Here is a 20,341-nt window from a genome sequence, read left to right on the forward strand (position 1 = left end):
GGACCGATGGCCGCCCCTGCACATGTCGAAATTTGTCAACGTGACCTGGGTCTAGCTGCCCAAAGACCACCATCCGCGACGCTTTTTCTTCGGCTTTTCAGACGACTCCTGCGCGGCAGGCGCCTCCTGCGCAACAGGTGCGACAGGCTCTGGTGCCGGTGCGGTGACCGCCTCTGGTGAGGCATCGGCCATCGCCTGCGGCTCTGCCGCGACGGCCTCTGGTACCGCCTCTTTCGCCTTGGGTTTTGCGCGGCTTCGGGTGGCCCTTTTCTTTGGCTTTTCCTCTGCTGGTGCGGCGTCATCGGCCTTGGCATCTTCAGCTGCCGGTGCTGCGTTATCGACCTTGGCGTCATCAACCTTGGCGTCTTCAGCTGCCGGCGCTTCCTCCGCGGCGGTCTCTGCTTCTTTCGGCTTGCGGCTGCGCGAACGCGTCCGCTTTTTCGGCGCATCTTCTTCTACCGGCGCATCCTCAACTGCCTCTGAGGTTTTGGCATCTGTGTCGCTGACCGCTTCGGCCTCTGCGTCGGCCTTGGGCTTTCGCGACCGGCTGCGGCTGCGCTTGGGCTTTTCCTCAGTCTTGGTCTCGCCTGTGTCCTCGGGCGTGGCGTCCTCTGCTGGCGCGTCCTGCACGGGGTCGCCGTCACCGGCATCATTCGTCTGGGTCTCGCCGTTTTGCTGATCGCCATTTTGCTGTTCACCGGCACCCTTGCCCCGACGCCGCCGACGACGACGACGTTTCTTGGGCTTGCCCTCGCCATCGGTGTGCTGGCGTTCTTCACTATCGCTCTCTGGTGGCAGGTTATCTACGGTCTCTGCCTCATCCTCGTCGATCTGATCCATGATCGATGTATCGACGGAAACCACATGTTCGACGGCCTTTACCACCCGTGTTGCGGTCTTGAACTTTTCAAGGCTGAAATCGGGGCTAATCAGCATTGGATCACCCTCAATCCGCACGGACATGCCATAGCGCGCTTCGATGTGCGCGATATGCTCGCGTTTCTGGTTCATCAGGAAGTTGGCGATGCCCACAGGCGCCTTGACCAGCACCTCGCGGGACCGTCGACGGGTGCCTTCCTCTTCGATCTGGCGGATGATCGACAGCGCGAGGTTGTCGTCAGACCGGATAAGCCCGGTACCGTGACAGGCATGACAGGGCTGTGTCGTCGCCTCGATCATGCCGGGACGCAGACGCTGGCGGGACATTTCCATCAGGCCAAAGCCGCTGATACGACCCACTTGAATGCGCGCGCGATCGGTCTTCAGCTTGTCCTTCATGCGCTTTTCAACAGCGGTGTTGTTCTTGCGCTCGTCCATGTCGATGAAGTCGATGACGATAAGGCCTGCAAGGTCGCGCAGACGCAGCTGGCGCGCGACCTCGTCAGCCGCCTCCAGATTGGTCTTGGTCGCAGTCTGCTCGATCGAGCCTTCCTTGGTTGCCCGGCCAGAGTTCACGTCAATCGCGACCAGCGCTTCGGTCACACCGATCACGATGTAGCCGCCCGAAGGAAGCTGCACGGTCGGATTGAACATTGCGCTGAGATAGCTCTCGACCTGATAGCGCGCGAAAAGCGGCAGCCCCTCTTCGTAGCGTTTCACGTTCTTAGCGTGGGACGGCATGATCATCTTCATGAAGTCCTTGGCGATGCGATAGCCGCGCTCGCCCTCCACCATGATCTCATCAATCTCGCGATTATAAAGATCGCGGATCGAGCGTTTGATCAGATCGCCTTCCTCGTAGATCTTCGCGGGCGCGATGGATTTCAGCGTCAGTTCGCGGATCTGCTCCCACAGGCGTTGCAGGTATTCATAATCGCGCTTGATTTCGGCCTTGGTGCGTTTGGCACCTGCCGTGCGCACGATCAGTCCAGCGCCCTGGGGCACTTTAATTTCGTTCGCTATCTCTTTGAGTTTCTTGCGATCCGCGGCGTTAGTAATCTTGCGAGAGATGCCGCCACCGCGCGCGGTGTTGGGCATCAGCACACAATAGCGACCGGCCAGTGACAGGTAGGTTGTCAGGGCTGCACCCTTGTTGCCGCGCTCTTCCTTGACGACCTGCACCAGCAGGATCTGGCGCACTTTGATAACTTCCTGGATCTTGTAGCGCTTGGGCCGGGGTTTGCGCGCAGGACGAATATCTTCGCTGTCGTCCTCATCGGCCACAGATTCGATCGTTTCGTCCTTGGCAGAGGCCTTGCTGCCTTTCTTGTCGCCGGTATCGTCGTCGTCGTCGTCCGCGCCGGCAGTGTCATCCGACGCAGATGCGTCTTCTGTCTCTGCGTCCGCGTCGTCTTCTTCGCCGACAGCTGGTGTGTCCACAGGGGTCTCTGGCACGCGTTCCATGGGAGAGGACGCTTCGTCTTCACTGACTTCGACTTCGTCGTCGTCGGTCAGGTCGACAGTTTCCATCCCGTTGATGTCAGATGTGGCGACAGCATCATCTGATGTCGTCTCTTCTGCCTTGGCCTTGGATCGGCTTCGGCCACGCCCGCGCGTCCGCTTGGGTTTGGGGTCTTCATCATCCTTGGCGGCCTGCGCTTCGGCATAGGCGCGATCTTCTTCCAGCAGCGCCTGCCGGTCAGCGACGGGGATCTGGTAGTAATCGGGGTGTATTTCCGAGAACGCGAGGAAGCCATGGCGGTTGCCGCCATAGTCCACAAACGCCGCCTGAAGCGACGGTTCAACCCGTGTTACTTTTGCGAGATAGATGTTGCCAGCAAGCTGGCGTTTGTTTTCGGATTCAAAGTCAAATTCCTCAACCTTGTTTCCGTCCACCACCACGACGCGGGTCTCTTCCGCGTGGGTGGCATCGATAAGCATTTTCTTGGCCATGTTTCCATATTGCACAATCGCCTCGACCCGCGGCGCCCTGGGGGTGCTGCGGCGTGAAACGTGTGACTTGTCAGGGCGATATGAGACGCGGGGCAAACGGGGCCGCATTGGGCCCTGGATCGTCTGCTCATGCATTCTGCGCGCGTCATCGCGGTTCTTCTCCGACGGTGAGCACATCTGTGCCCCCATCCGTTAATGTACTGACCGATCCAAGGGGCATGCCCCGGGATGGCATCAGCAGTTCTTTGGCCCAAAAGGGCCCAATCGGCCTGTCTGCGACCCATAATCGGACCTGTCAGACAGCGAAACTCTTGCGGCGATACGTGACGCAAATGCGCGTCACTATGCCTGTCTCCTAGTTAAGGGCTTTGGGGGGCAAATGACAATGGGCAATCGGGCACACGCGGCGGCAATTGCGTAAAAAGCAGCGCGCTCCGGTTGACAACGGTAAGGACTGCGAGGACATTCTGCGCTCCAAAGAGCCCCCGTGCCGATTGCTGCCGCTTTCGGCAGGTGGGTCGCCACCGATCCGAAGGATATTCAATGCCCGTTTTTCTGCGCTCTGCCTTGTGCCTGTCTTTGCTGGCTGTCGCTGCCTGTGATGAGATTGCCGTTGCAAACGATCCCGAAGCGCTGGCGGATCTGCGGGGTCAGAAAAGCTGTGTGCGGGCCGTGGTAGACGAGACCGGGGCGGACGGGGTGGCGATCAACACGACAATCCCGATCATCGAGACGAATTATTTCATCGTTGACGTTCCAAACGCCAAAAGCTGGTCCTGCGTGACAGATGAAAACGGCCGCGCGACGCAGATTGCTGAGATCAACCGCTAAGCGGCTTGGTTCCAGCGGTCACAGATAATCGGACCGCTGCAGCCCGTACTTGGCCATCTTTTCGTTAAGCGTGCGTCGCGGCAGGCAAAGTTCATCCATCACGCTGGCAATCGACCCCTTGTGCCGCCGCATGGTGTTGTCGATCAGCATGCGTTCGAATGCTTCGACATATTCCTTGAGCGGCTTGCCCTCGGTGGTCATCACCGGCTGCATCTCGTCATGATCGCTCATCAACAGGGACGCGATTGTGCCTGACCCGCGCCGGGACTGCAGCACGGCACGTTCGGCCACGTTGATCAGCTGGCGCACGTTACCCGGCCAGGGCGCCTGCAACAGCTGAGCGGCCTCTTGCGCCGACACCTGCGGCGCGTCGCAGCCATATTCATCGGCAAACTGATCGCTGAGCCGGGTAAACAGCGTCAGGATATCCTCACCCCGCTGCCGCAGCGGCGGCACCGTGATCCTGAGTGCGGCCAGCCGGTAGAACAGATCGGACCGCAGCGCGTCTTCTGATGTGCGCCCGGCTTCCTGCAGATTGGAGATCGCCACGATCCGCGTCTCGGCCGGGGTCCCCTGTTCGTTAATCACGGACAGTAACCGCGCCTGCAGTGTCTCACTCAGCGCTTCAACGTCTTCCAGCACCAGCGTCCCGCCGCGTGCTTCTTCGATGGCGGGCAGTTGTGCATCTTCGGGCATCATCGGGCCAAACAGACGCTTGCTCAGCGCGTCTTCCTCGAACGCACCGCAGCTGACCAGCACAAATTTCTTGCCCGCACGTGATCCAACAGCGTGCAGCGCATGCGCCACGAGGGTCTTGCCGGTGCCGGTTTCCCCATCAATCAGCACGTGACCATCGGCCTGCCCCAGATCAAGGATATCCTCGCGCAGCCGCTCCATCACCGGGGACTGCCCGATCAGCTTTTTCATCAGCTGCCCGCCATCGCTGAGCTCGCGCCGCAGCGCGCGGTTGTCCATGACCAGCCGCCGCGCGGTGGTGGCTTTCTTGGCCAGCTCCGACATCCGGTCAGGGTTGAAGGGTTTTTCCAGAAAATCAAACGCCCCCACGCGCATTGCCTCAACCGCCATGGGCACATCGCCATGCCCGGTGATCATGATCACCGGCAAAGCGCTGTCATTGCCCATCAGCTTCTTGAGAAACTGCATCCCGTCCATGCCCGGCATCTTGATGTCTGAAATGACGATCCCGGGATAATCGGGGCCGAGATTTTTAAGCGCGTCTTCCGCGCTGGCGAAAGTTTCGGTGTCGTAGCCCGACAGCGCCAGCCATTGGCTGATCGACTGCCGCATATCCTGTTCGTCATCGACGATCGCGATTTTCATTGCCTGAGCCATGTCTTACTCCGCCGCTTCAATGTTGGCGCCGTCCTGATGGATCGGCAGTTGCATTTCAAAGACCGCGCCACCGGTCGACCCGTTGCGCGCCCTCAGCCTGCCCCCAAGGTCGTTCACGATGCCCGAGGAAATGGCAAGCCCCAGCCCGACACCGTCGCCGGGCTGCTTGGTGGTATAAAACGGCTCAAAGAGCGCATCGAGGTCTTCGATACCCGGGCCGTTGTCGCGCACCGTGAGCGTCGCGGTTTCGCCAGCTGCTAACATAATGTCCACCTGAGGGTTTCGTTCCGATTTGGTGGCGTCCAGCGCGTTGCGCAAGAGGTTGACCATCACCTGTTCGATCCGCATCCGGTCGCCCATGACCAGCACGGGGTCCTCGGGAAGGATTCGGCTGATCTGGACCTGCCGCTGGCGTAACTGAGGCTCCATCATCGACAGGCTGGAAGCCAGCGCAGCTCCCATATCCACAGGCGATAGCGCCTCCTGCCCCTTGCGGGCGTAGGATTTCAGCTGCCGCGTGATTGCCCCCATCCGCTCAATCAGATCGTCAATGCGCCCAAAGGACGACAGGGCCTCGTCCGGGCGGTTGCGGCGTAGCAAAAGCCGCGCCCCGGCAAGGTAAGTTTTCATCGCCGCCAGTGGCTGGTTCAATTCGTGACTGACCGCCGCCGACATCTCGCCCAGAGCCGCCAGTTTGCTGGACTGCTCAAGCGTTTGTTCGGCCACGGCGAGCGTCTCTTGCACGCGTTTTCGTTCGGCAATTTCCCGCTGCAGGGCGACGTTCAATGCGCGAAGTTTGGCCGACTCGCGCTGGAAGATCGCCAACCGCCCCGCCGTGCGCCGGCTGAGGAAATAGAACGCCAGCGCCAGCAGAATCGCAAAGCCCATCATCTCGAGCGCCAGCACCGCATTCACCCGTTCGCGCACACTTTGATAGGTGGTGAAGCTCACCATCTTCCAACCCCGGAAGGGGATCCGGTTTTCCAGCCGCATCACCGCTTCACCCTGCAAATAGGCGTCGGGGGGGAGCGCGGTCCAGTCGGCGGTGGCTTTGATCGCCCGCTCGATGGCAGACTGCGGAGAGTCGCTGGCCAGCGCCTCAGGCTCCGTCATACCGCGCCAGCGTGGTGCTGTCGCAAGAATGATCTCGCCTGTGCTGTCCATGACGATGACCGCATCCGAGATCCCCGCCCAGGCCCGTTCAAACTTCTGCAGATCGACCTCAACCGCGATCACCCCCAGCGTCGTGCCCCTGTCCTGAATCCGGCGCGAGTAGACAAAGCTATAGCCGCCGGTGTCGCGCCGGATGGCCGTAAAGATCGTTGCACTGGACCGGATCGCATCCACGAAATAAGGCTCAGACCGGTGGCCTGATCCTAACCTGTTGCGATCGGTTGCGGCCACAGTGCGCCCGTCATTGTCAAACAGCATCAGCGACGCTGCTCCGATCTCGTCCACAAACGAAATCAACCGCTGGGTGGACAGGGAATAATCCGCCGACTCCAGCGCATTGATCAGCGTCGGGTCCCGCGCGAGAAGCTGCGGGACAATCGCGTTTTGACGCAATTCCGCCAGCAGATTGCCACTGTAAAGTGCGATGCGCAGTTCAGCCCTGTCGCGCGTGGTGTCCGTGAACCTGTCTGTCAGCAGCTTGTTAGTGACAGAGATGGTGACAACCGCCAGCGTGACAAGCACAGCCATGGCCAGTCGCAAACGCCACGAACTTCGCAATTCCGGTTTGGAGGGAGGGGGCGCGTCCATGCCGGTAATCTAGCCCGGCCTGCATCCACCCTCAAGTCACGCGGTCGTCAGCGCCCCTGCCAATGCGCGAAAGAGCGCCTGACCGTCCGTCCCGCCATGGCCAGCATCCGCCGCCCGTTCAGGATGCGGCATCATGCCCAGAACGCGCCGGTTCTCGCTGAGAATCCCCGCGATGTCGTCCTGCGCCCCGTTGGGATTGTCGGTGTAGGTAAAGGCAATCCGGTCGTCATCATGAAGCTGCTGGATCGTGGTTTGATCGGCAAAATAATTGCCATCGTGATGTGCGATCGGGATGTCGATCACATCGCCCGCATTGTAGCCGTTGGTATAATCGGACTGTGACGTCTCCACCTTCAGCCCGACAGTTTTGCAGATGTACTTCAGACCCGCATTGCGCAGCAGCGCGCCGGGCAAAAGTCCGGTCTCTGTCAAGACCTGAAACCCGTTGCAGATCCCCAGAACATAGCCACCGCGATCTGCATGGGCCGCGACCGACTTGCAGATCGGCGAATGTGCTGCAATCGCCCCGCAACGCAGATAATCACCATAAGAAAACCCACCGGGAATACCAACAATATCAATGCCCTGCGGCAAGGTGCTGTCCTTGTGCCAGACCATCTCCACATCCGCACCAGCGGCCTTGAAGGCCACCGCCAGATCGCGATCACAGTTGGAACCGGGAAAAACGACGACGGCCGCTTTCACGCGCCCATCTCCACCGAGTAGGATTCAATGACCGTGTTCGCCAGAAGCTTTTCGCACATGCGCGTCACGTCGGCCTCCGTGGCTCCGTCATCGAGATCAAGTTCGATCACCTTGCCCTGTCGCACGCCGTTCACACCGTCAAACCCCATTGCTCCCAGCGCATGGCGCACTGCCTCGCCCTGCGGATCCAGAACGCCGTTCTTCAGCATCACATGTACCCGTGCCTTCATGTTCCTGCCCCCTGCTTCATCTTTCCAATAAACTCAACACCAACGTCTGCCTCAGTTGATCAACGTCGGTTTGGTGATCGGCGTGGCCGTCTTGGGCATGACGCCCAACCGCTTTGCAACTTCCGTATAAGCATCCGTCAGCGACCCCAGATCGCGCCGGAACACATCCTTGTCGAGCTTCTCATTGGTCTCGATGTCCCACAGGCGGCAACTGTCCGGGCTGATCTCGTCAGCAACGATCAGCCGCTGAAAATCGCCGTCATACACCCGGCCCACCTCGATCTTGAAATCGACCAACCGAATGCCGACCCCGTACATCAGTCCGCTCAGGTAGTCGTTGACCCGCAGGGCAAGGCTGAGGATATCTTCCATGTCCTGCTGGCTGGCCCAGCCAAAGGCAGCGATATGCTCTTCGGTCACCAGCGGATCGCCAAGGCTGTCGTCCTTGTAGCAATATTCCACGATGGGTCGCGGCAATTGCGTGCCTTCCTCGATCCCCAGGCGCTGGGACATCGTCCCGGCGGCATAATTGCGCACGATCACTTCCAGCGGCACGATCTCGACCTGGCGCACAAGCTGTTCGCGCATGTTCAGCCGCTTGATGAAATGAGTAGGCACGCCGATATGGTTCAACCCGGTCATGAAAAACTCGCTCAGGCGATTGTTCAACACGCCCTTTCCGTCGATCACATCTTTTTTCTGCGCGTTGAAGGCAGTCGCATCGTCCTTGAAATACTGCACGATCGTGCCCGGTTCGGGGCCTTCGTACAGAATTTTCGCTTTGCCTTCGTAGATTTTCTTGCGCCGGGCCATGGGCGTCCTTTCGCATATGCCGGAAATGCCCCGGCACTTTGCGCTTCTCTTAGTCTATGCCCTATGCCGCTGCAAGCCGCACGACCCTTGCACAGACGCCACAGGGCGCGCATATCTATAGCCAACACCCTATCCCAACACGGAGCGAGCAGATGAGCACCTTTGACGACCGCGAAAACGCCTTTGAGAACAAATACGCCCACGACAGCCAGATGCAGTTCAAGGCCGAGGCGCGCCGCAACAAGCTTCTGGGTCTCTGGGCGGCCGACCTGATGGGCAAATCAGGCGACGATGCGGATGCTTATGCCCGGGAAGTCATCAAGGCCGATTTTGAGGAAGCGGGCGATGAAGACGTCTATCGCAAGGTTTCAGGTGATCTGGGCGATTTGGCGGATGAGTCCACGATCCGGTCCAAAATGATTGCATTGATGGCCGAAGCCAAAGCGCAGGTCATGTCAGAAGTAAAAGACTAACAAGGTATTACGCGCCTGTCTTCATGCACCACATGAAGCCGGGCGCGGAAACTTCCAAAGTTTCCGACCGTTTTCTTTCAAAGAAAACGATCCCCGGCGCGACGCACTGCGCCTGCCCTCATAATCATCTTGAAGATTATGAATTTGCCGATCCCATCTTGACGTGAAACGGGACAGTATCCCTACACGTCCGGAGCACGGCCCATGACCAACCCCTTCATCGACCTTTTGGCCCAAAAAGGCACGCTATTGGCCGACGGCGCCACAGGCACCAATCTTTTCAACATGGGCCTGATGTCGGGGGATGCACCTGAACTGTGGAACACGGATGAACCAGCCAAGATCACGACCCTCTACAAAGGAGCCGTGGATGCGGGCAGCGATCTGTTCCTGACCAACAGCTTTGGGGCCAATGCGTCGCGTCTCAAACTACACGGTGCCGAAAAGCGCGTGCATGAACTGGCCCGCGTCTCTGCCGAACTGGCCCGAAACGTAGCTGACAAGGCAGAGCGCAAGGTGATTGTCGCCGGTTCCGTCGGCCCTACCGGCGAAATAATGGAACCTGTCGGCACCCTTTCGCACGCCCTCGCGGTCGAGATGTTTCACGAGGCCGCCGATGGCCTCAAGGCGGGCGGCGCCGACATCGGCTGGCTGGAAACGATCTCAGCTCCAGAAGAGTACAGGGCGGCTGCCGAAGGGTTCGCACTGGCCGGTCTGCCCTGGTGCGGCACCATGAGCTTTGACACCGCCGGGCGCACGATGATGGGCCTTACCTCGGAAGGTATGGTCGATATGGTCGATGGCCTGGAAAACGCGCCGCTTGCTTTCGGCGCCAATTGCGGTACCGGCGCGTCCGATCTGCTGCGCACTGTGCTGGGGTTTGCCGCCAAAGACCCCGCGCGCCCGATCATCGCCAAGGGCAACGCAGGCATCCCCAAATACCACGATGGCCACATCCACTATGACGGCACGCCCGAACTGATGGGCGATTACGCCGTCATGGCCCGCGACTGCGGCGCGTCCGTTATTGGCGGATGCTGCGGCACCATGCCAGCGCATCTGGCGGTAATGCGCGACCGTCTCGACAGCACCGAAAAGGGCGAGGCCCCCTCGCTGGATCAAATCGTCGCCGCCTTGGGCGATTTCTCTTCAGCAGGGGATGGCACCGGCGAAGATGTTGCCCCCAAACGCGAGCGGCGTGGGCGGCGTCGGTCGTAAATCCCGCATCCGTCAACTATCAGGCAGATGCGCGGTCAATGCCGCACCGTATCTGCGCTTAAGTGCTTCCAGGTGAGCCTGGATATTGTCCGAAGGCGTAAGATCGAATGCATCCTTCATGTCGCGAAGCGCCGCTTCCGCCGGCTTTTCCAACTGAACACCGCCTTCCAGCTGGGCAATTGCGGTCGGCCGGTCGTAGACCAGTTGCTCGAGACCGAAGTAGCCTGCCCGCAGGCCAATTGACAAAAAATCCCTGAAGTCGTTCCCGATCAGAAGATTCGGCGCATCGAAGTGCATCGGCACGGTCATCACGACCGGCGTTCCGACATCACCCAAATCTGCCAGGCTGAAATGCACACCATTCCCCCCAGTCGATCCGAAGGTACGGCAACAGCGCGGCGTCGCATCATATCCCGACGGGTTGCCGTCCAAGGTCAGAAAAAGCCCCAGAAACTCGTCAGCATAGGGATGCCTGTCGAAAATTTCAGACAGAACGTGAAGGTCTGGATCAGTCATCATGGCCCCTGCCCCAATATGTTCAAGTGACTGATACTTTACCTTTTAGCGGCCAAGCATTCAAAAAAGTTCTGCCTGCATGTCGCTTCTCTGAAACGCAGTCTCGCGATCTTTGCGTCGCGCGCCGTCTGGGCATCATGCTTACCCTACCCAAAAAGCGACATCTGCGCCCCTTCCAGAACAGGCGCGCGAAACAAATCACACCGCATCGGTGGCGCGCTCTTACGCAGCCCCAGTCGCTTGGCGGACACGTCAAACCGTTGCGCTACCATCTCGGCATAAGGGCCCTCGCCGCGCATCCGGGCGTGCCAGCGCGCATCATATTCCTTGCCGCCATGCATCTCGCGCAAGCGCGACATGATCCGCCCGGCGCGGTCAGGATAATGCGCCGCCAGCCACTCCTGCACCAGCGGCGACACTTCCCGCGGCAGACGCAGCATGATCCAGCTGGCCGTGCGTGCGCCTGCGTTCCGGCCAGCGGCAAGAATCGCCTCAAGCTCCGGATCGGTCAAGGCCGGTATCATCGGCGAGGCCATGATGCGCACCGGCACCCCCGCGGCACTCAGCCGCCGGATCATCTGCAGGCGGCGCTCAGGCGCGGGCGCGCGCGGCTCCATCAGACGTGAAAGTTTCGCATCAAGCGTGGTGACAGACACCCCGACCCGCACCAGCCCCCGCCGCGCCATATCACCCAGAATATCAAGGTCGCGTTCTATCAGACTGCCTTTGGTGACAATCGCCACCGGGTGGCCTGCATCCGACAGCACCTGCAGACAGGCGCGCATGATCCCCTGATCCCGCTCAATCGGCTGATAAGGATCGGTGTTGGTCCCGATGGCAATTGGCGCGACCTTGTATTTCCGCGCCGCCAACTCGCGTCGCAGCACCGCAGGTGCCTCTGGCCGCGCCACAAGCCGCGTCTCGAAATCAAGCCCCGGCGACAGCCCCAGATAGGCATGCGTCGGGCGCGCAAAACAATAGACGCATCCATGCTCGCACCCTCTGTAGGGGTTGATCGACCGATCGAACGGCAAATCAGGCGACCTGTTGTAGGTAATCAGACTGCGCGGGCGCTCCACACTGATCTGCGTGCGCAGTACCGGCAACTCTTCCTCAACCGCCCAGCCATCATCTATCAGCGTTCGGGTATGCCGTTCAAACCGGCCCGCATGGTTGCTGCCTGCCGCACGCCCCTTGATCTGATATCGCCGTCTTTCATCGTCCATTCCTCAAACTAGAACAAATAGGGAACACTCACAAGGGCAACCCCCTAATCCCTTGTGGAGCCACCTGAAAAGTGCGTGGCAAATCTGCCAAACGCGTCGCGCAACAATCGGCCAGTGTCGCAAAAACCCTAACGTCAACGGGTGAACCGTGACAAAAGGAATCTAGTAAAGACACACCTGCGGCAAAAGCAGAAGGAAGACCCCATGTCAGATGAAGACGATATCATCCTGTCCGAACTTGATGACGAAGAGCTTGTCGCGCAGATGTTTGACGACCTCTACGATGGCCTCAAAGAGGAGATCGAAGAAGGGGTGAACATCCTGCTGGAACGCGAATGGGCACCCTACGATATCCTGACCAAGGCGCTTGTCGGCGGGATGACAATCGTGGGCCACGACTTCCGCGACGGGATCCTGTTTGTGCCCGAGGTGCTGCTGGCCGCCAACGCGATGAAGGGTGGCATGGCCATCCTCAAGCCGCTGCTGGCCGAAACCGGCGCGCCCCGCGTCGGCAAGATGGTGATCGGTACGGTCAAGGGCGACATCCACGACATCGGCAAGAACCTTGTCGGCATGATGATGGAAGGCGCGGGCTTTGAAGTGGTCGATCTCGGCATCAACAACGCGGTCGAAGCCTATCTTGAGGCGATGGAAGCCGAAGGGCCTGACATCCTCGGCATGTCCGCCCTACTGACAACCACGATGCCCTACATGAAGGTCGTGATCGACACGATGGTCGAACAGGGTATCCGCGATGATTATATCGTACTGGTCGGCGGCGCCCCCCTGAACGAAGAGTTTGGCAAGGCCATTGGCGCTGACGCCTATTGCCGGGATGCCGCTGTGGCGGTGGAAACCGCAAAGGAATGGATGGGGCGCAAACACAATTCCATGCAATCCGCCTGATCTGGTATCGCGCATCGTCGCAAGAGGCCCTGCGCGGACGTGCGGGGCCTTTTTTCGTGGGACACCATTGCCTATCTTGGCAGGGAAAGGACACCACATGCCATTCTTGAACCTCCTCGTGATCTGGCTGGCCGTCCTGATGGCCGCGGCAGCCACAGTCTGGCTCTTCACCCTGGGCGGGCCGGGGTTGATGGTCGCCGCCATCCCTGCGCTTCTGATCGCCGCTGTTGCCATTCGGGTATTGCGCCGATGACGCTGTCAGACACCGCCCTGACCGAAGACGGCCTGCCTCTGAAGACCCGACAGGGTCGCATTCTCCTGATTGCCTGTGGTGCGCTGGCGCGCGAAATTCTAGACCTCAAGCGCCTGAATGGCTGGGATCATCTCGATCTGACCTGCCTTCCCGCCAAATACCACCTCTACCCAGACAAGATCACCGATGCAGTGCGCGCAGCGGTGGCCAAACACCGCGCCACATATGACGATATCTTTGTTGTTTACGCAGATTGCGGTACCGGTGGTCAGCTTCAGACCGCCTGCGCCGAACTTGGCGTCAAGATGATAGCAGGCCCACACTGCTACAGCTTTTTCGAAGGCAACGGCCGGTTCGCCGCCCATGACGACGAAATCACGGCCTTCTACCTGACGGATTTTCTTGTCCGCCAGTTTGATGCGTTCATCATGAAGCCCATGGGCCTCGACCGGCACCCGGAACTGCGCGACATGTACTTTGGAAACTACGAAAAACTGGTCTACCAAGCCCAGACGAAAGACGACGATCTGCTTGAAAAGGCAAAAGCCTGCGCAGCAAAGCTCAACCTGACATTCGAATATCGCTTCACTGGATACGGCGATTTGGCCAACGCGCTGAAAACCCTCTGACAATATCTTCTGGCTGAAAATATCCCGGGGGTTTGGGGGCTGCCCCCCGATCAGGCCTGCGCTACAGCCAATTCCCTTATCCGTTCGATCATCGCCCGCAAACCATTTGACCGTTGCGCTGACAGATGATCATTCAACCCAAGGCGGCCCATCTCTGCCCTTGCATCGACGGCCAGCACCTCATCAGCCGTCAAACCGTTGTAAAGCGCGCGCAGGATGGCGATCAGGCCCGAGACGATCATCGCATCGCTGGCTCCGTCAAAGTGCAGCCGTCCGCCGGAAAAATCCGCATGCAGCCAAACCTGACTGGCACAGCCATCCACCTTGGTGGCCGGTACCCGCAACGCCTCGGTCAGCTGGTCCATGGCCTTGCCCTGATCAATCACATGCCGATAGCGGTCTTCCCAGTCCTCCAGGAACTCGAAATCCTCAACCAACTCTTCGAAGGCGTCTGTGGCCATGGGGCGTCCCGTCCTGCAGCAATCAGCCCGCCACACGTAAGAGCCTGATCTCAAAACGTCCAGCCCCCTTCCCAAGTCCCCCGTCATGAGGTAGTCAAATGGCATAAGAAAAAACGCGAGCGGACCTCATGCGCAGAACGTTATCCCTCCTTCTGGTCACATCGCTGACCCTGGCGGCCTGCGGGTCCATTCGGGACAGCCGCATTAACCCCCTAAATTGGTTCGGACGCGGACAGCCCGCGCCGGTCCAGCAACAGGCTGAGCATACCAATCCCCTGATCCCGGCACGCGGCGGACTTTTTGCCAATCGGCGCGCGGCGGTCGAAGATTACGCGGGCATTCCCTTCGAGCAGGTGACCGCTTTGACAGTTGAGCGGATCCCGGGCGGCGCGATTGTGCGCGCGACCGGACTTGCAGCACGCCAGGGCATCTACGCGGTGCAACTGACTCCTGCAAATGACGATGAAGAGCCGGTCAACGGTGTTCTGACCTACCGTTTGGAAGGGGTGCGACCCCAGCAACCCACCGCCGTCGGCGCGGTGCCCACGCGCGAGGTGATTGCAGCGCGCAGGCTCACCGATCAGCAACTGCGGGCGGTCAGCCAGATCCGTGTCGAAGGCCAGCTGAACGCGCAGGTCGCCCGCCGCTAAGCGGAACGCACCCCCTTGATACCGGCACATTTCGATTGGTCGGAATGCGTTTACTGAAGTTTTGCAGGCCGGGCGGCCCTAGTGTACTTGGCCCCTGGACGCATCATTCCCGATTCCGTAGATCAGGCAGCAGCGGTGACGATAATCTCAACCGTGAAGTCCGGGCGCGCAAGCTTCGCCTCACCACAGGCCCGTGCTGGTGCCGCACCCTCTGGCACCCAAGCGTCCCAGACCTCATTCATTTCAGCGAAATCAGTCATGTCGTCCAGCCAGATCACCGCCTGAAGAATGCGGGATTTGTCACTGCCTGCCTCGGCGAGCAGCGCGTCGATCTTATCAAGGCAATCCTGCGTTTGCTGGGCCACGCTTGCGCCGGCGGTTCCCACCTGCCCGGCCAGATAGATCGTGCCATTATGCATGACGATCTGGCTCATACGGGTGGTTGTGTGGTGACGTGTGATGTCGCTCATCGTGCTCTCCCTTGAATTCAAACCTCGACCACGGCAACATCGTTGCCGTTGGTGGTCAGCGCGATTTTTCCATCGCACAGCCGCAGCGCATCCTCGCCAAAGACATCGCGCCGCCAGCCCTTCAAGGCCGGCACATCGCGTAGCCCCGCCGAGATCCCGTCAAGGTCGGCCGCTGAAGCAATGAGTTTGGCGGCAACGCCGGTGCTTTCGGTCTTGGCCTTCAGCAGCACCCGCAAAAGATCCGCCAACGCAGGGTTAACCTGCAGCTTGTCGCGGCTGCGGTCGGGTTTGGGCATGTCCTCGGGTTGGCAGGCCACACCTGCCGCGATGGCCGCCAGAATGCCATCCGCCACGGGGCCTTTGCGGCCCTCGCGCAGCAACAGGCGCGCGCGGCCCAGTTCCTCGTGGGTCTTGGGTTTTAGGCTTGCCAACTCCACCAACGCGTCGTCCTTGAAGACCCGGTTGCGCGGCACATTGCGTTCTTGTGCATAGGCTTCGCGAAATGCCGCCAGTTCCCGCACGATGGCCAGAAACTTGGGGCTGTTGGTCCGCGTCTTGACCCGTTTCCAGGCATCCCGGGGGGCTGTGACATAGGTGTCTGGGTTGGTCAGGATCTCAAGCTCTTCCGCCACCCAGCGCGCGCGCCCGGTCTCTTCCAGCTTGTCACGCAGAAATTCGTAGATCTGGCGCAGGTGCGTGACATCGGCCAGCGCGTATGTCTTTTGCGCATCGCTCAGCGGGCGGCGGGACCAATCGGTAAAACGCGATGACTTATCAACACCTTCGCGCGCGATCTTGCGCACCAGCGTCTCATAACCCACCTGATCGCCAAAGCCACAGACCATCGCCGCGACCTGGGTGTCAAAGAGCGGCGCGGGGATCACATCTGCGTCGACACAAAAGATTTCGAGATCCTGCCGGGCGGCGTGGAACACCTTGACCACGCCGGTGTCCCGGTAAAGCGCATAGAGCGGATCAAGCGAGATGCCCTGCGCCAGCGGATCCACCAGAACCGCGCCGCTGTCATCCGACCCCGGCATGGCAAGCTGCACCAGGCACAGCTTGGAATAATACGTCCGTTCGCGCAGAAATTCGGTGTCCACGGTCACATAGGGATGGGTCGCGGCCTCTGCGCAGAAAGCAGCAAGATCGGCGGTTGTCGAGATGGTTTTCATGAAGGTCTAAGGAAATCTCTTGGGCCGGAATGGCATGGGGTCACCGTTACAGCACCAGCGCCGCTTTGACCAGTTATGCGTGCAAAAGAACCGGCGTTCTGTCGCCAGCGGCAAAGCGTCGCAAGACGGCAGGATACAGCCGGTGTTCAAGGGTCAGAACCCGCGCCGCAAGGCTATCGGGCGTATCGTCAGGGGCGACCTTAAGCACCGCCTGACCTAGCATCGGCCCGTTGTCCAGCGCGGCGGTCACCTCATGCACCGTGCAGCCATGCTGCGCATCCTGCGCCTCCAGAACCCGCGCATGGGTGTGCAGCCCTTTGTACTTGGGCAAGAGTGACGGATGAATGTTCAGCATACGCCCGGCCCATCCGTCGATGAACCCCGCGGTCAGGATGCGCATGAAGCCTGCCAGACAAATGATGTCGGGCGCGTGTGGTGCAAGGGCCGCGTTAAGGGCCGCCTCAAATGCCGGGCGATCTGCGCCGTAAGGGCGGTGGTCCACAACCTCTGTCGGGATACCTTGCGCGCGGGCCCAGGCAATGCCCCCCGCATCCGCATTGTTAGAAAGAACAACAGCCGGGCGTGCGGGGTGATCCTCCACCATGTCCGCCACCAGCGCACGCATGTTCGATCCGCCGCCAGAGACAAAGATCGCCACACCTTTGGTCAAATCAGCGCGCCCTTGTAGCGCACACCGTCACCCGGCACGATCTGGCCTATCTCAAAGGCCGCGTGATCGTCGGATGCAAAGGCCGCCTTGGCCTCCGCAACCCGGTCTGCGGGCACAACCGCGACCATGCCGACCCCTGCATTGAAGGTCTTGAGCATCTCCGCTTCGTCCATCCCCCCCGTTGAGGCGAGCCATCCGAACACTGGGGGCAGATCCCAGGCGCCAAGATCAATCTCAGCCCCCAGCCCCTCGGGCAGCACCCGCGGCAGGTTCTCTGTCAGGCCGCCACCGGTGATATGCGCCAGCGCGTTTACCGCCTCTGCGCGCAACGCCGCGACAGCACCTTTGACATAAAGCCGCGTCGGGGTCAGCAGCGCGGCCCCCAATGTACCGGCCCCCCACGGACACGCCGCGTCCCAGCCAAGACCACTGTTTTCGACAATCTTGCGCACCAGCGAATAGCCGTTGGAATGCACACCGTCACTGGGCAGCGCGAGCAAGACGTCGCCCGCCGTCACCGCGCGCGGCAATGCCGTGCCGCGCTCCATCGCCCCTACAGAGAACCCCGCCAGATCGAAATCACCTGCCGCATACATGCCCGGCATCTCTGCGGTCTCGCCCCCGATCAGGGCGCAACCAGACTGCGCGCACCCGGTCGCGATGCCCTCGATGATCGCAGTGGCCTCGTCAAGCTCCAGCTTGCCGGTGGCAAAGTAGTCGAGAAAAAACAGCGGCTCGGCCCCCTGACACACCAGATCATTGACGCACATGGCGACCAGATCAATCCCGATGGTCCCCAGATTGCCGGTATCAATGGCAATCCGCAGCTTGGTCCCCACCCCATCCGTGGCGGCCACCAGAACCGGATCGTCAAAACCGGCTGCCTTGAGATCAAAGAGCGCCCCAAAACCGCCCAGGCCCGCCATCGTGCCGGGGCGTGCCGTGCGCTTGGCCGCTGGTTTGATCCGTTCAACCAGCGCATTGCCTGCATCGATGTCCACGCCCGCGTCCGCGTAGGTGATGCCGTTTTTCGATGATGTCACGCCCTGCCCCCACTTGGCTTGGTTCCTGTCTGGCCGAGGGGTTAGTGCATCGCCGCAACCAGCGCAACGGTTTGGCTTGACGAAGACGCATGTGCCGCATACCCAAGCGCCGTGGCGGGCCTGTAGCTCAATTGGTTAGAGCAGAGCGCTCATAACGCTTTGGTTGCGGGTTCAAGTCCTGCCGGGCCTACCATATCCGCTCCCACCGCTGACCGCGCCGATTGACGGGTGCCCCAAAAGGTCGCGCACGATTGCCCTGCCCTGCCCAACTTTCAGGGGCGGACGTGCGGGTATACACCGACAGCCTGACTGGCGGGCCGCGCAAATCGCGCAAGCCACGGAATTCATGCGCGAATTGACGGCTTTGATAAGAAGTGCAAATGTTAACTAATTTTCAAGCCTCTGATCTCCTGCCAAAAGGAATTTGAAATGAAATACACCATCCTTCCCCTCTCGCTGATCAGCCTCGGACTGGCCACACCAGCCCTATCAGATATCGTACAGAACGATGATGTGATCATTCGTTCCGAACTTTGCGTCGGAAACAGCGACTGTGTGGATGGGGAGCAATTTGGAAGTGAAGAAATAAGGGTAAAAGGCACTACCCCCGAAATCCTCTTGTTCGACACGAGCCCTGACGCGGCCAATCAATGGAAAATTACAGGTGATAACGGAGTTGGAAACGGCTTTTCGATCGGTAACGCAGCCCAGTTCTCAACCCCCTTTTCCATTAATCAATTCGCTCCCTCCAACTCGATCTTCGTCGCGGGGAACGGTGATATCGGGTTCGGCACCAGCTTGCCCGGCGAGGAACTGCACGTGACCGGAACCAGCCCGAACGTGAGATTGGAAGACATCCTTAACACTCCATACACATGGGATGTTGGCGGGAACGACGGTAGTTTCTTCGTCGAGGACGTCATAGCAGGGTCTCTTCCCCTCCGCATATTTCCCGGTGCGTCAACCGGTAGCTTCACGTTGAGGAGCGACGGAAGTGTCGGCCTTGGCACCGAAAACCCAACCACCGCGCTGCACCTGCGCCGCTCCGACAACACGGCTGCCCTGTTGATCGAGGAAACGGGCGCAGGCACGCTGGGGCAAATGACGCTGCGCAACAACGGGATCACGTTTTTCTCGCTTGAAGACACCTCAATTGCCGACGCCCCCAACTCTGGCCGGGCATGGAATTTCCAGAACCAGGCTGGCACCTTCCGCGTGACCACGGCCCCCGGTGGCCCCGGTGACATCGAAATGATCCTGACCCCTGACGGCGACATGACGATCGAGGGCGAGCTGACCACCGCGGGTGGCACCTGCGGCGGCGGCTGCGATGCGGTGTTCTCGGAAGATTACGATCTGCCCAGCATCGCCGAACATGCCGAAGCGATGTTCACGCTTGGCCATCTGCCAAACGTCGGACCCACGATCGAAAACACACCGATCAACGTCTCGGACAAACTGGGCCGCATGCTGAACGAGCTCGAGCATGCGCATATCTATATCGCAGAGCAGGAAAACCGGATCGCTGCACAAGAGGATCGGATTGCAGCGCTTGAAGCGAAGTTGGATGCTTTGCTGTCAAAGTGACCATTTCGAGAGACTGACGGCGCGGCCAAGATAGGCCCGCCGGACCCTCAAACGTTCCGAACACAGGTGGACTGAGAATCCAATGCGCAAAGCCGCCCGAGAACAGCCGGGACGATGTTGCCAGGCTTTGTTCTGTCTTCTGGCGCGAGGCAGCGCGCGCCAAATGAAAGTTCTGAATGCCTATCGCATCACTGAGCACCAGATGGACCCGCTCGATCCGAGGCACCCAAAGTTAGACTTCAGCAGACTCTGGTTGGCAGACGTAAAAGTAGAATTTTCTATGCTGATAACAGCAGTAAGAACACTGATGCTCAAAGCGACCGTGGAAGGGCGTATCACCTCAAGAACAAGGCATCTGAATGATGAAAGAAGGTACATTTTTGTTCCAGCTCCTCTTGTGTGTGCATTCGTGCATTGGGGCACATTGATGTCACTCGGCAACAGATAGCGAATAGTGGCGCTCGGAACTGATGATTGCCCATATCTGAACAACACTTCCGCATTTGTTTGGCAGATTTGGGGTAATTTTGGGGCACGGC

Annotated in this window: 21 protein-coding genes and 1 tRNA gene; 9 read left to right on the forward strand and 13 right to left on the reverse strand. The window is 59.9% G+C overall.

All coding sequences use genetic code 11. The annotated features are described in order from the left end of the window. Positions 1 to 51: 51 nt before the first annotated feature. The gene (locus tag H9Q16_RS05420) at positions 52 to 2,832 is read right to left on the reverse strand and encodes an Rne/Rng family ribonuclease (protein WP_191074322.1); all 2,781 of its coding nucleotides are present in this window, start codon (positions 2,830 to 2,832) and stop codon (positions 52 to 54) included. A gap of 543 nt (positions 2,833 to 3,375) precedes the next feature. Here H9Q16_RS05420 and H9Q16_RS05425 point away from each other — a divergent pair. Next, a complete protein-coding gene (locus H9Q16_RS05425; protein ID WP_191074323.1) occupies positions 3,376 to 3,663 on the forward strand; it encodes a hypothetical protein in 288 nt (95 codons plus the stop codon). A gap of 18 nt (positions 3,664 to 3,681) precedes the next feature. Here the strand turns inward: H9Q16_RS05425 and H9Q16_RS05430 are convergent, their stop codons facing one another. From H9Q16_RS05430 to purC, 5 genes are read right to left on the reverse strand one after another with little or no spacing between them, the layout of a single operon-like run. Next, positions 3,682 to 5,016 (reverse strand): sigma-54-dependent transcriptional regulator, encoded by a 1,335-nt coding sequence (locus H9Q16_RS05430; RefSeq protein WP_191074324.1) that lies wholly within the window; start codon positions 5,014 to 5,016, stop codon positions 3,682 to 3,684. A 3-nt stretch (positions 5,017 to 5,019) separates the two neighbouring features. Then, on the reverse strand, positions 5,020 to 6,777 hold the full coding sequence (locus H9Q16_RS05435) for a sensor histidine kinase (protein WP_191074325.1): 1,758 nt from the start codon (positions 6,775 to 6,777) through the stop codon (positions 5,020 to 5,022). A 36-nt stretch (positions 6,778 to 6,813) separates the two neighbouring features. Then, positions 6,814 to 7,482: a phosphoribosylformylglycinamidine synthase subunit PurQ gene (gene purQ, locus H9Q16_RS05440; protein ID WP_191074326.1), complete on the reverse strand. Its 669-nt coding sequence runs from the start codon at positions 7,480 to 7,482 to the stop codon at positions 6,814 to 6,816. Then, positions 7,479 to 7,712: a phosphoribosylformylglycinamidine synthase subunit PurS gene (gene purS / locus H9Q16_RS05445; protein WP_191074327.1), complete on the reverse strand. Its 234-nt coding sequence runs from the start codon at positions 7,710 to 7,712 to the stop codon at positions 7,479 to 7,481. The genes purQ and purS overlap by 4 nt, the downstream gene beginning before the upstream one ends. A gap of 51 nt (positions 7,713 to 7,763) precedes the next feature. After that, complete coding sequence (gene purC, locus H9Q16_RS05450) at positions 7,764 to 8,525, reverse strand: phosphoribosylaminoimidazolesuccinocarboxamide synthase (protein ID WP_191074328.1); 762 nt, start codon at positions 8,523 to 8,525, stop codon at positions 7,764 to 7,766. Positions 8,526 to 8,677: 152 nt separating this feature from the next. Here purC and H9Q16_RS05455 point away from each other — a divergent pair, with 152 nt between their 5' ends. Beyond that, a complete protein-coding gene (locus H9Q16_RS05455; RefSeq protein WP_191074329.1) occupies positions 8,678 to 8,998 on the forward strand; it encodes a DUF1476 domain-containing protein in 321 nt (106 codons plus the stop codon). Positions 8,999 to 9,202: 204 nt separating this feature from the next. Next, the gene (gene bmt / locus H9Q16_RS05460) at positions 9,203 to 10,216 is read left to right on the forward strand and encodes a betaine--homocysteine S-methyltransferase (RefSeq protein ID WP_191074330.1); all 1,014 of its coding nucleotides are present in this window, start codon (positions 9,203 to 9,205) and stop codon (positions 10,214 to 10,216) included. 12 nt (positions 10,217 to 10,228) lie between these two features. Here the strand turns inward: bmt and H9Q16_RS05465 are convergent, their stop codons facing one another. Together H9Q16_RS05465 and H9Q16_RS05470 are read right to left on the reverse strand one after the other, a co-directional pair. Then, the gene (locus H9Q16_RS05465; RefSeq protein ID WP_191074331.1) at positions 10,229 to 10,735 is read right to left on the reverse strand and encodes a hypothetical protein; all 507 of its coding nucleotides are present in this window, start codon (positions 10,733 to 10,735) and stop codon (positions 10,229 to 10,231) included. A 143-nt stretch (positions 10,736 to 10,878) separates the two neighbouring features. After that, positions 10,879 to 11,958, reverse strand: a complete 1,080-nt coding sequence (locus tag H9Q16_RS05470) for a PA0069 family radical SAM protein (RefSeq protein ID WP_191074332.1) — start codon at positions 11,956 to 11,958, stop codon at positions 10,879 to 10,881. 204 nt (positions 11,959 to 12,162) lie between these two features. Here H9Q16_RS05470 and H9Q16_RS05475 point away from each other — a divergent pair, with 204 nt between their 5' ends. The 3 genes from H9Q16_RS05475 (at position 12,163) to H9Q16_RS05485 (ending at position 13,746) form a co-directional block, all read left to right on the forward strand. Continuing rightward, positions 12,163 to 12,864, forward strand: a complete 702-nt coding sequence (locus H9Q16_RS05475; RefSeq protein WP_191074333.1) for a corrinoid protein — start codon at positions 12,163 to 12,165, stop codon at positions 12,862 to 12,864. Positions 12,865 to 12,961: 97 nt separating this feature from the next. Further along, a complete protein-coding gene (locus tag H9Q16_RS05480) occupies positions 12,962 to 13,117 on the forward strand; it encodes a hypothetical protein (RefSeq protein ID WP_191074334.1) in 156 nt (51 codons plus the stop codon). Continuing rightward, on the forward strand, positions 13,114 to 13,746 hold the full coding sequence (locus tag H9Q16_RS05485; RefSeq protein ID WP_191074335.1) for a DUF1638 domain-containing protein: 633 nt from the start codon (positions 13,114 to 13,116) through the stop codon (positions 13,744 to 13,746). The genes H9Q16_RS05480 and H9Q16_RS05485 overlap by 4 nt, the downstream gene beginning before the upstream one ends. A 50-nt stretch (positions 13,747 to 13,796) precedes the next feature. Here H9Q16_RS05485 and H9Q16_RS05490 read toward each other — a convergent pair whose 3' ends face one another. Then, positions 13,797 to 14,207, reverse strand: a complete 411-nt coding sequence (locus H9Q16_RS05490) for a SufE family protein (protein ID WP_191074336.1) — start codon at positions 14,205 to 14,207, stop codon at positions 13,797 to 13,799. A 128-nt stretch (positions 14,208 to 14,335) separates the two neighbouring features. Here H9Q16_RS05490 and H9Q16_RS05495 point away from each other — a divergent pair, with 128 nt between their 5' ends. Beyond that, positions 14,336 to 14,857 (forward strand): hypothetical protein, encoded by a 522-nt coding sequence (locus H9Q16_RS05495; RefSeq protein WP_191074337.1) that lies wholly within the window; start codon positions 14,336 to 14,338, stop codon positions 14,855 to 14,857. 122 nt (positions 14,858 to 14,979) lie between these two features. On the opposite strand, the gene H9Q16_RS05500 is transcribed toward H9Q16_RS05495, so the two are convergent. From H9Q16_RS05500 to purM, 4 genes are all read right to left on the reverse strand, one after another. Next, positions 14,980 to 15,327 carry a RidA family protein gene (locus H9Q16_RS05500; RefSeq protein WP_191074338.1) on the reverse strand — a complete coding sequence of 116 codons (348 nt, stop codon included), beginning with the start codon at positions 15,325 to 15,327 and terminating at the stop codon, positions 14,980 to 14,982. 17 nt (positions 15,328 to 15,344) lie between these two features. Further along, positions 15,345 to 16,502, reverse strand: a complete 1,158-nt coding sequence (gene rnd, locus H9Q16_RS05505) for a ribonuclease D (protein ID WP_191074339.1) — start codon at positions 16,500 to 16,502, stop codon at positions 15,345 to 15,347. A gap of 73 nt (positions 16,503 to 16,575) precedes the next feature. Next, on the reverse strand, positions 16,576 to 17,172 hold the full coding sequence (purN, locus tag H9Q16_RS05510; RefSeq protein WP_191074340.1) for a phosphoribosylglycinamide formyltransferase: 597 nt from the start codon (positions 17,170 to 17,172) through the stop codon (positions 16,576 to 16,578). After that, positions 17,169 to 18,215 (reverse strand): phosphoribosylformylglycinamidine cyclo-ligase, encoded by a 1,047-nt coding sequence (purM, locus tag H9Q16_RS05515; protein ID WP_191074341.1) that lies wholly within the window; start codon positions 18,213 to 18,215, stop codon positions 17,169 to 17,171. The genes purN and purM overlap by 4 nt, the downstream gene beginning before the upstream one ends. Before the next feature lie 116 nt (positions 18,216 to 18,331). On the opposite strand from purM, the gene H9Q16_RS05520 reads away from it, so the two are divergent. Together H9Q16_RS05520 and H9Q16_RS05525 are read left to right on the forward strand one after the other, a co-directional pair. Continuing rightward, positions 18,332 to 18,408: transfer RNA gene (locus tag H9Q16_RS05520), tRNA-Ile, on the forward strand. Positions 18,409 to 18,644: 236 nt separating this feature from the next. Then, a complete protein-coding gene (locus H9Q16_RS05525; RefSeq protein ID WP_191074342.1) occupies positions 18,645 to 19,802 on the forward strand; it encodes a hypothetical protein in 1,158 nt (385 codons plus the stop codon). Positions 19,803 to 20,341 lie beyond the last annotated feature (539 nt).

It is taken from the genome of Sulfitobacter aestuariivivens (assembly GCF_014763045.1).
GTDB classification, from domain to species: domain Bacteria; phylum Pseudomonadota; class Alphaproteobacteria; order Rhodobacterales; family Rhodobacteraceae; genus Sulfitobacter; species Sulfitobacter aestuariivivens.

Bases quoted from the DNA above. Each gene is read 5' to 3' on its own strand.
- H9Q16_RS05435 (WP_191074325.1), bottom strand. From the start codon at position 6,777: ATGGACGCGCCCCCTCCCTCCAAACCGGAATTGCGAAGTTCGTGGCGT.
- purC (WP_191074328.1), bottom strand. From the start codon at position 8,525: ATGGCCCGGCGCAAGAAAATCTACGAAGGCAAAGCGAAAATTCTGTAC.
- H9Q16_RS05465 (WP_191074331.1), bottom strand. From the start codon at position 10,735: ATGATGACTGATCCAGACCTTCACGTTCTGTCTGAAATTTTCGACAGG.
- H9Q16_RS05480 (WP_191074334.1), top strand. From the start codon at position 12,962: ATGCCATTCTTGAACCTCCTCGTGATCTGGCTGGCCGTCCTGATGGCC.
- H9Q16_RS05475 (WP_191074333.1), top strand. From the start codon at position 12,163: ATGTCAGATGAAGACGATATCATCCTGTCCGAACTTGATGACGAAGAG.
- H9Q16_RS05485 (WP_191074335.1), top strand. From the start codon at position 13,114: ATGACGCTGTCAGACACCGCCCTGACCGAAGACGGCCTGCCTCTGAAG.
- rnd (WP_191074339.1), bottom strand. From the start codon at position 16,502: ATGAAAACCATCTCGACAACCGCCGATCTTGCTGCTTTCTGCGCAGAG.
- purS (WP_191074327.1), bottom strand. From the start codon at position 7,712: ATGAAGGCACGGGTACATGTGATGCTGAAGAACGGCGTTCTGGATCCG.
- H9Q16_RS05425 (WP_191074323.1), top strand. From the start codon at position 3,376: ATGCCCGTTTTTCTGCGCTCTGCCTTGTGCCTGTCTTTGCTGGCTGTC.
- H9Q16_RS05525 (WP_191074342.1), top strand. From the start codon at position 18,645: ATGAAATACACCATCCTTCCCCTCTCGCTGATCAGCCTCGGACTGGCC.
- bmt (WP_191074330.1), top strand. From the start codon at position 9,203: ATGACCAACCCCTTCATCGACCTTTTGGCCCAAAAAGGCACGCTATTG.
- H9Q16_RS05455 (WP_191074329.1), top strand. From the start codon at position 8,678: ATGAGCACCTTTGACGACCGCGAAAACGCCTTTGAGAACAAATACGCC.
- H9Q16_RS05420 (WP_191074322.1), bottom strand. From the start codon at position 2,832: ATGGCCAAGAAAATGCTTATCGATGCCACCCACGCGGAAGAGACCCGC.
- H9Q16_RS05490 (WP_191074336.1), bottom strand. From the start codon at position 14,207: ATGGCCACAGACGCCTTCGAAGAGTTGGTTGAGGATTTCGAGTTCCTG.
- H9Q16_RS05500 (WP_191074338.1), bottom strand. From the start codon at position 15,327: ATGAGCGACATCACACGTCACCACACAACCACCCGTATGAGCCAGATC.
- H9Q16_RS05430 (WP_191074324.1), bottom strand. From the start codon at position 5,016: ATGGCTCAGGCAATGAAAATCGCGATCGTCGATGACGAACAGGATATG.
- H9Q16_RS05470 (WP_191074332.1), bottom strand. From the start codon at position 11,958: ATGGACGATGAAAGACGGCGATATCAGATCAAGGGGCGTGCGGCAGGC.
- H9Q16_RS05495 (WP_191074337.1), top strand. From the start codon at position 14,336: ATGCGCAGAACGTTATCCCTCCTTCTGGTCACATCGCTGACCCTGGCG.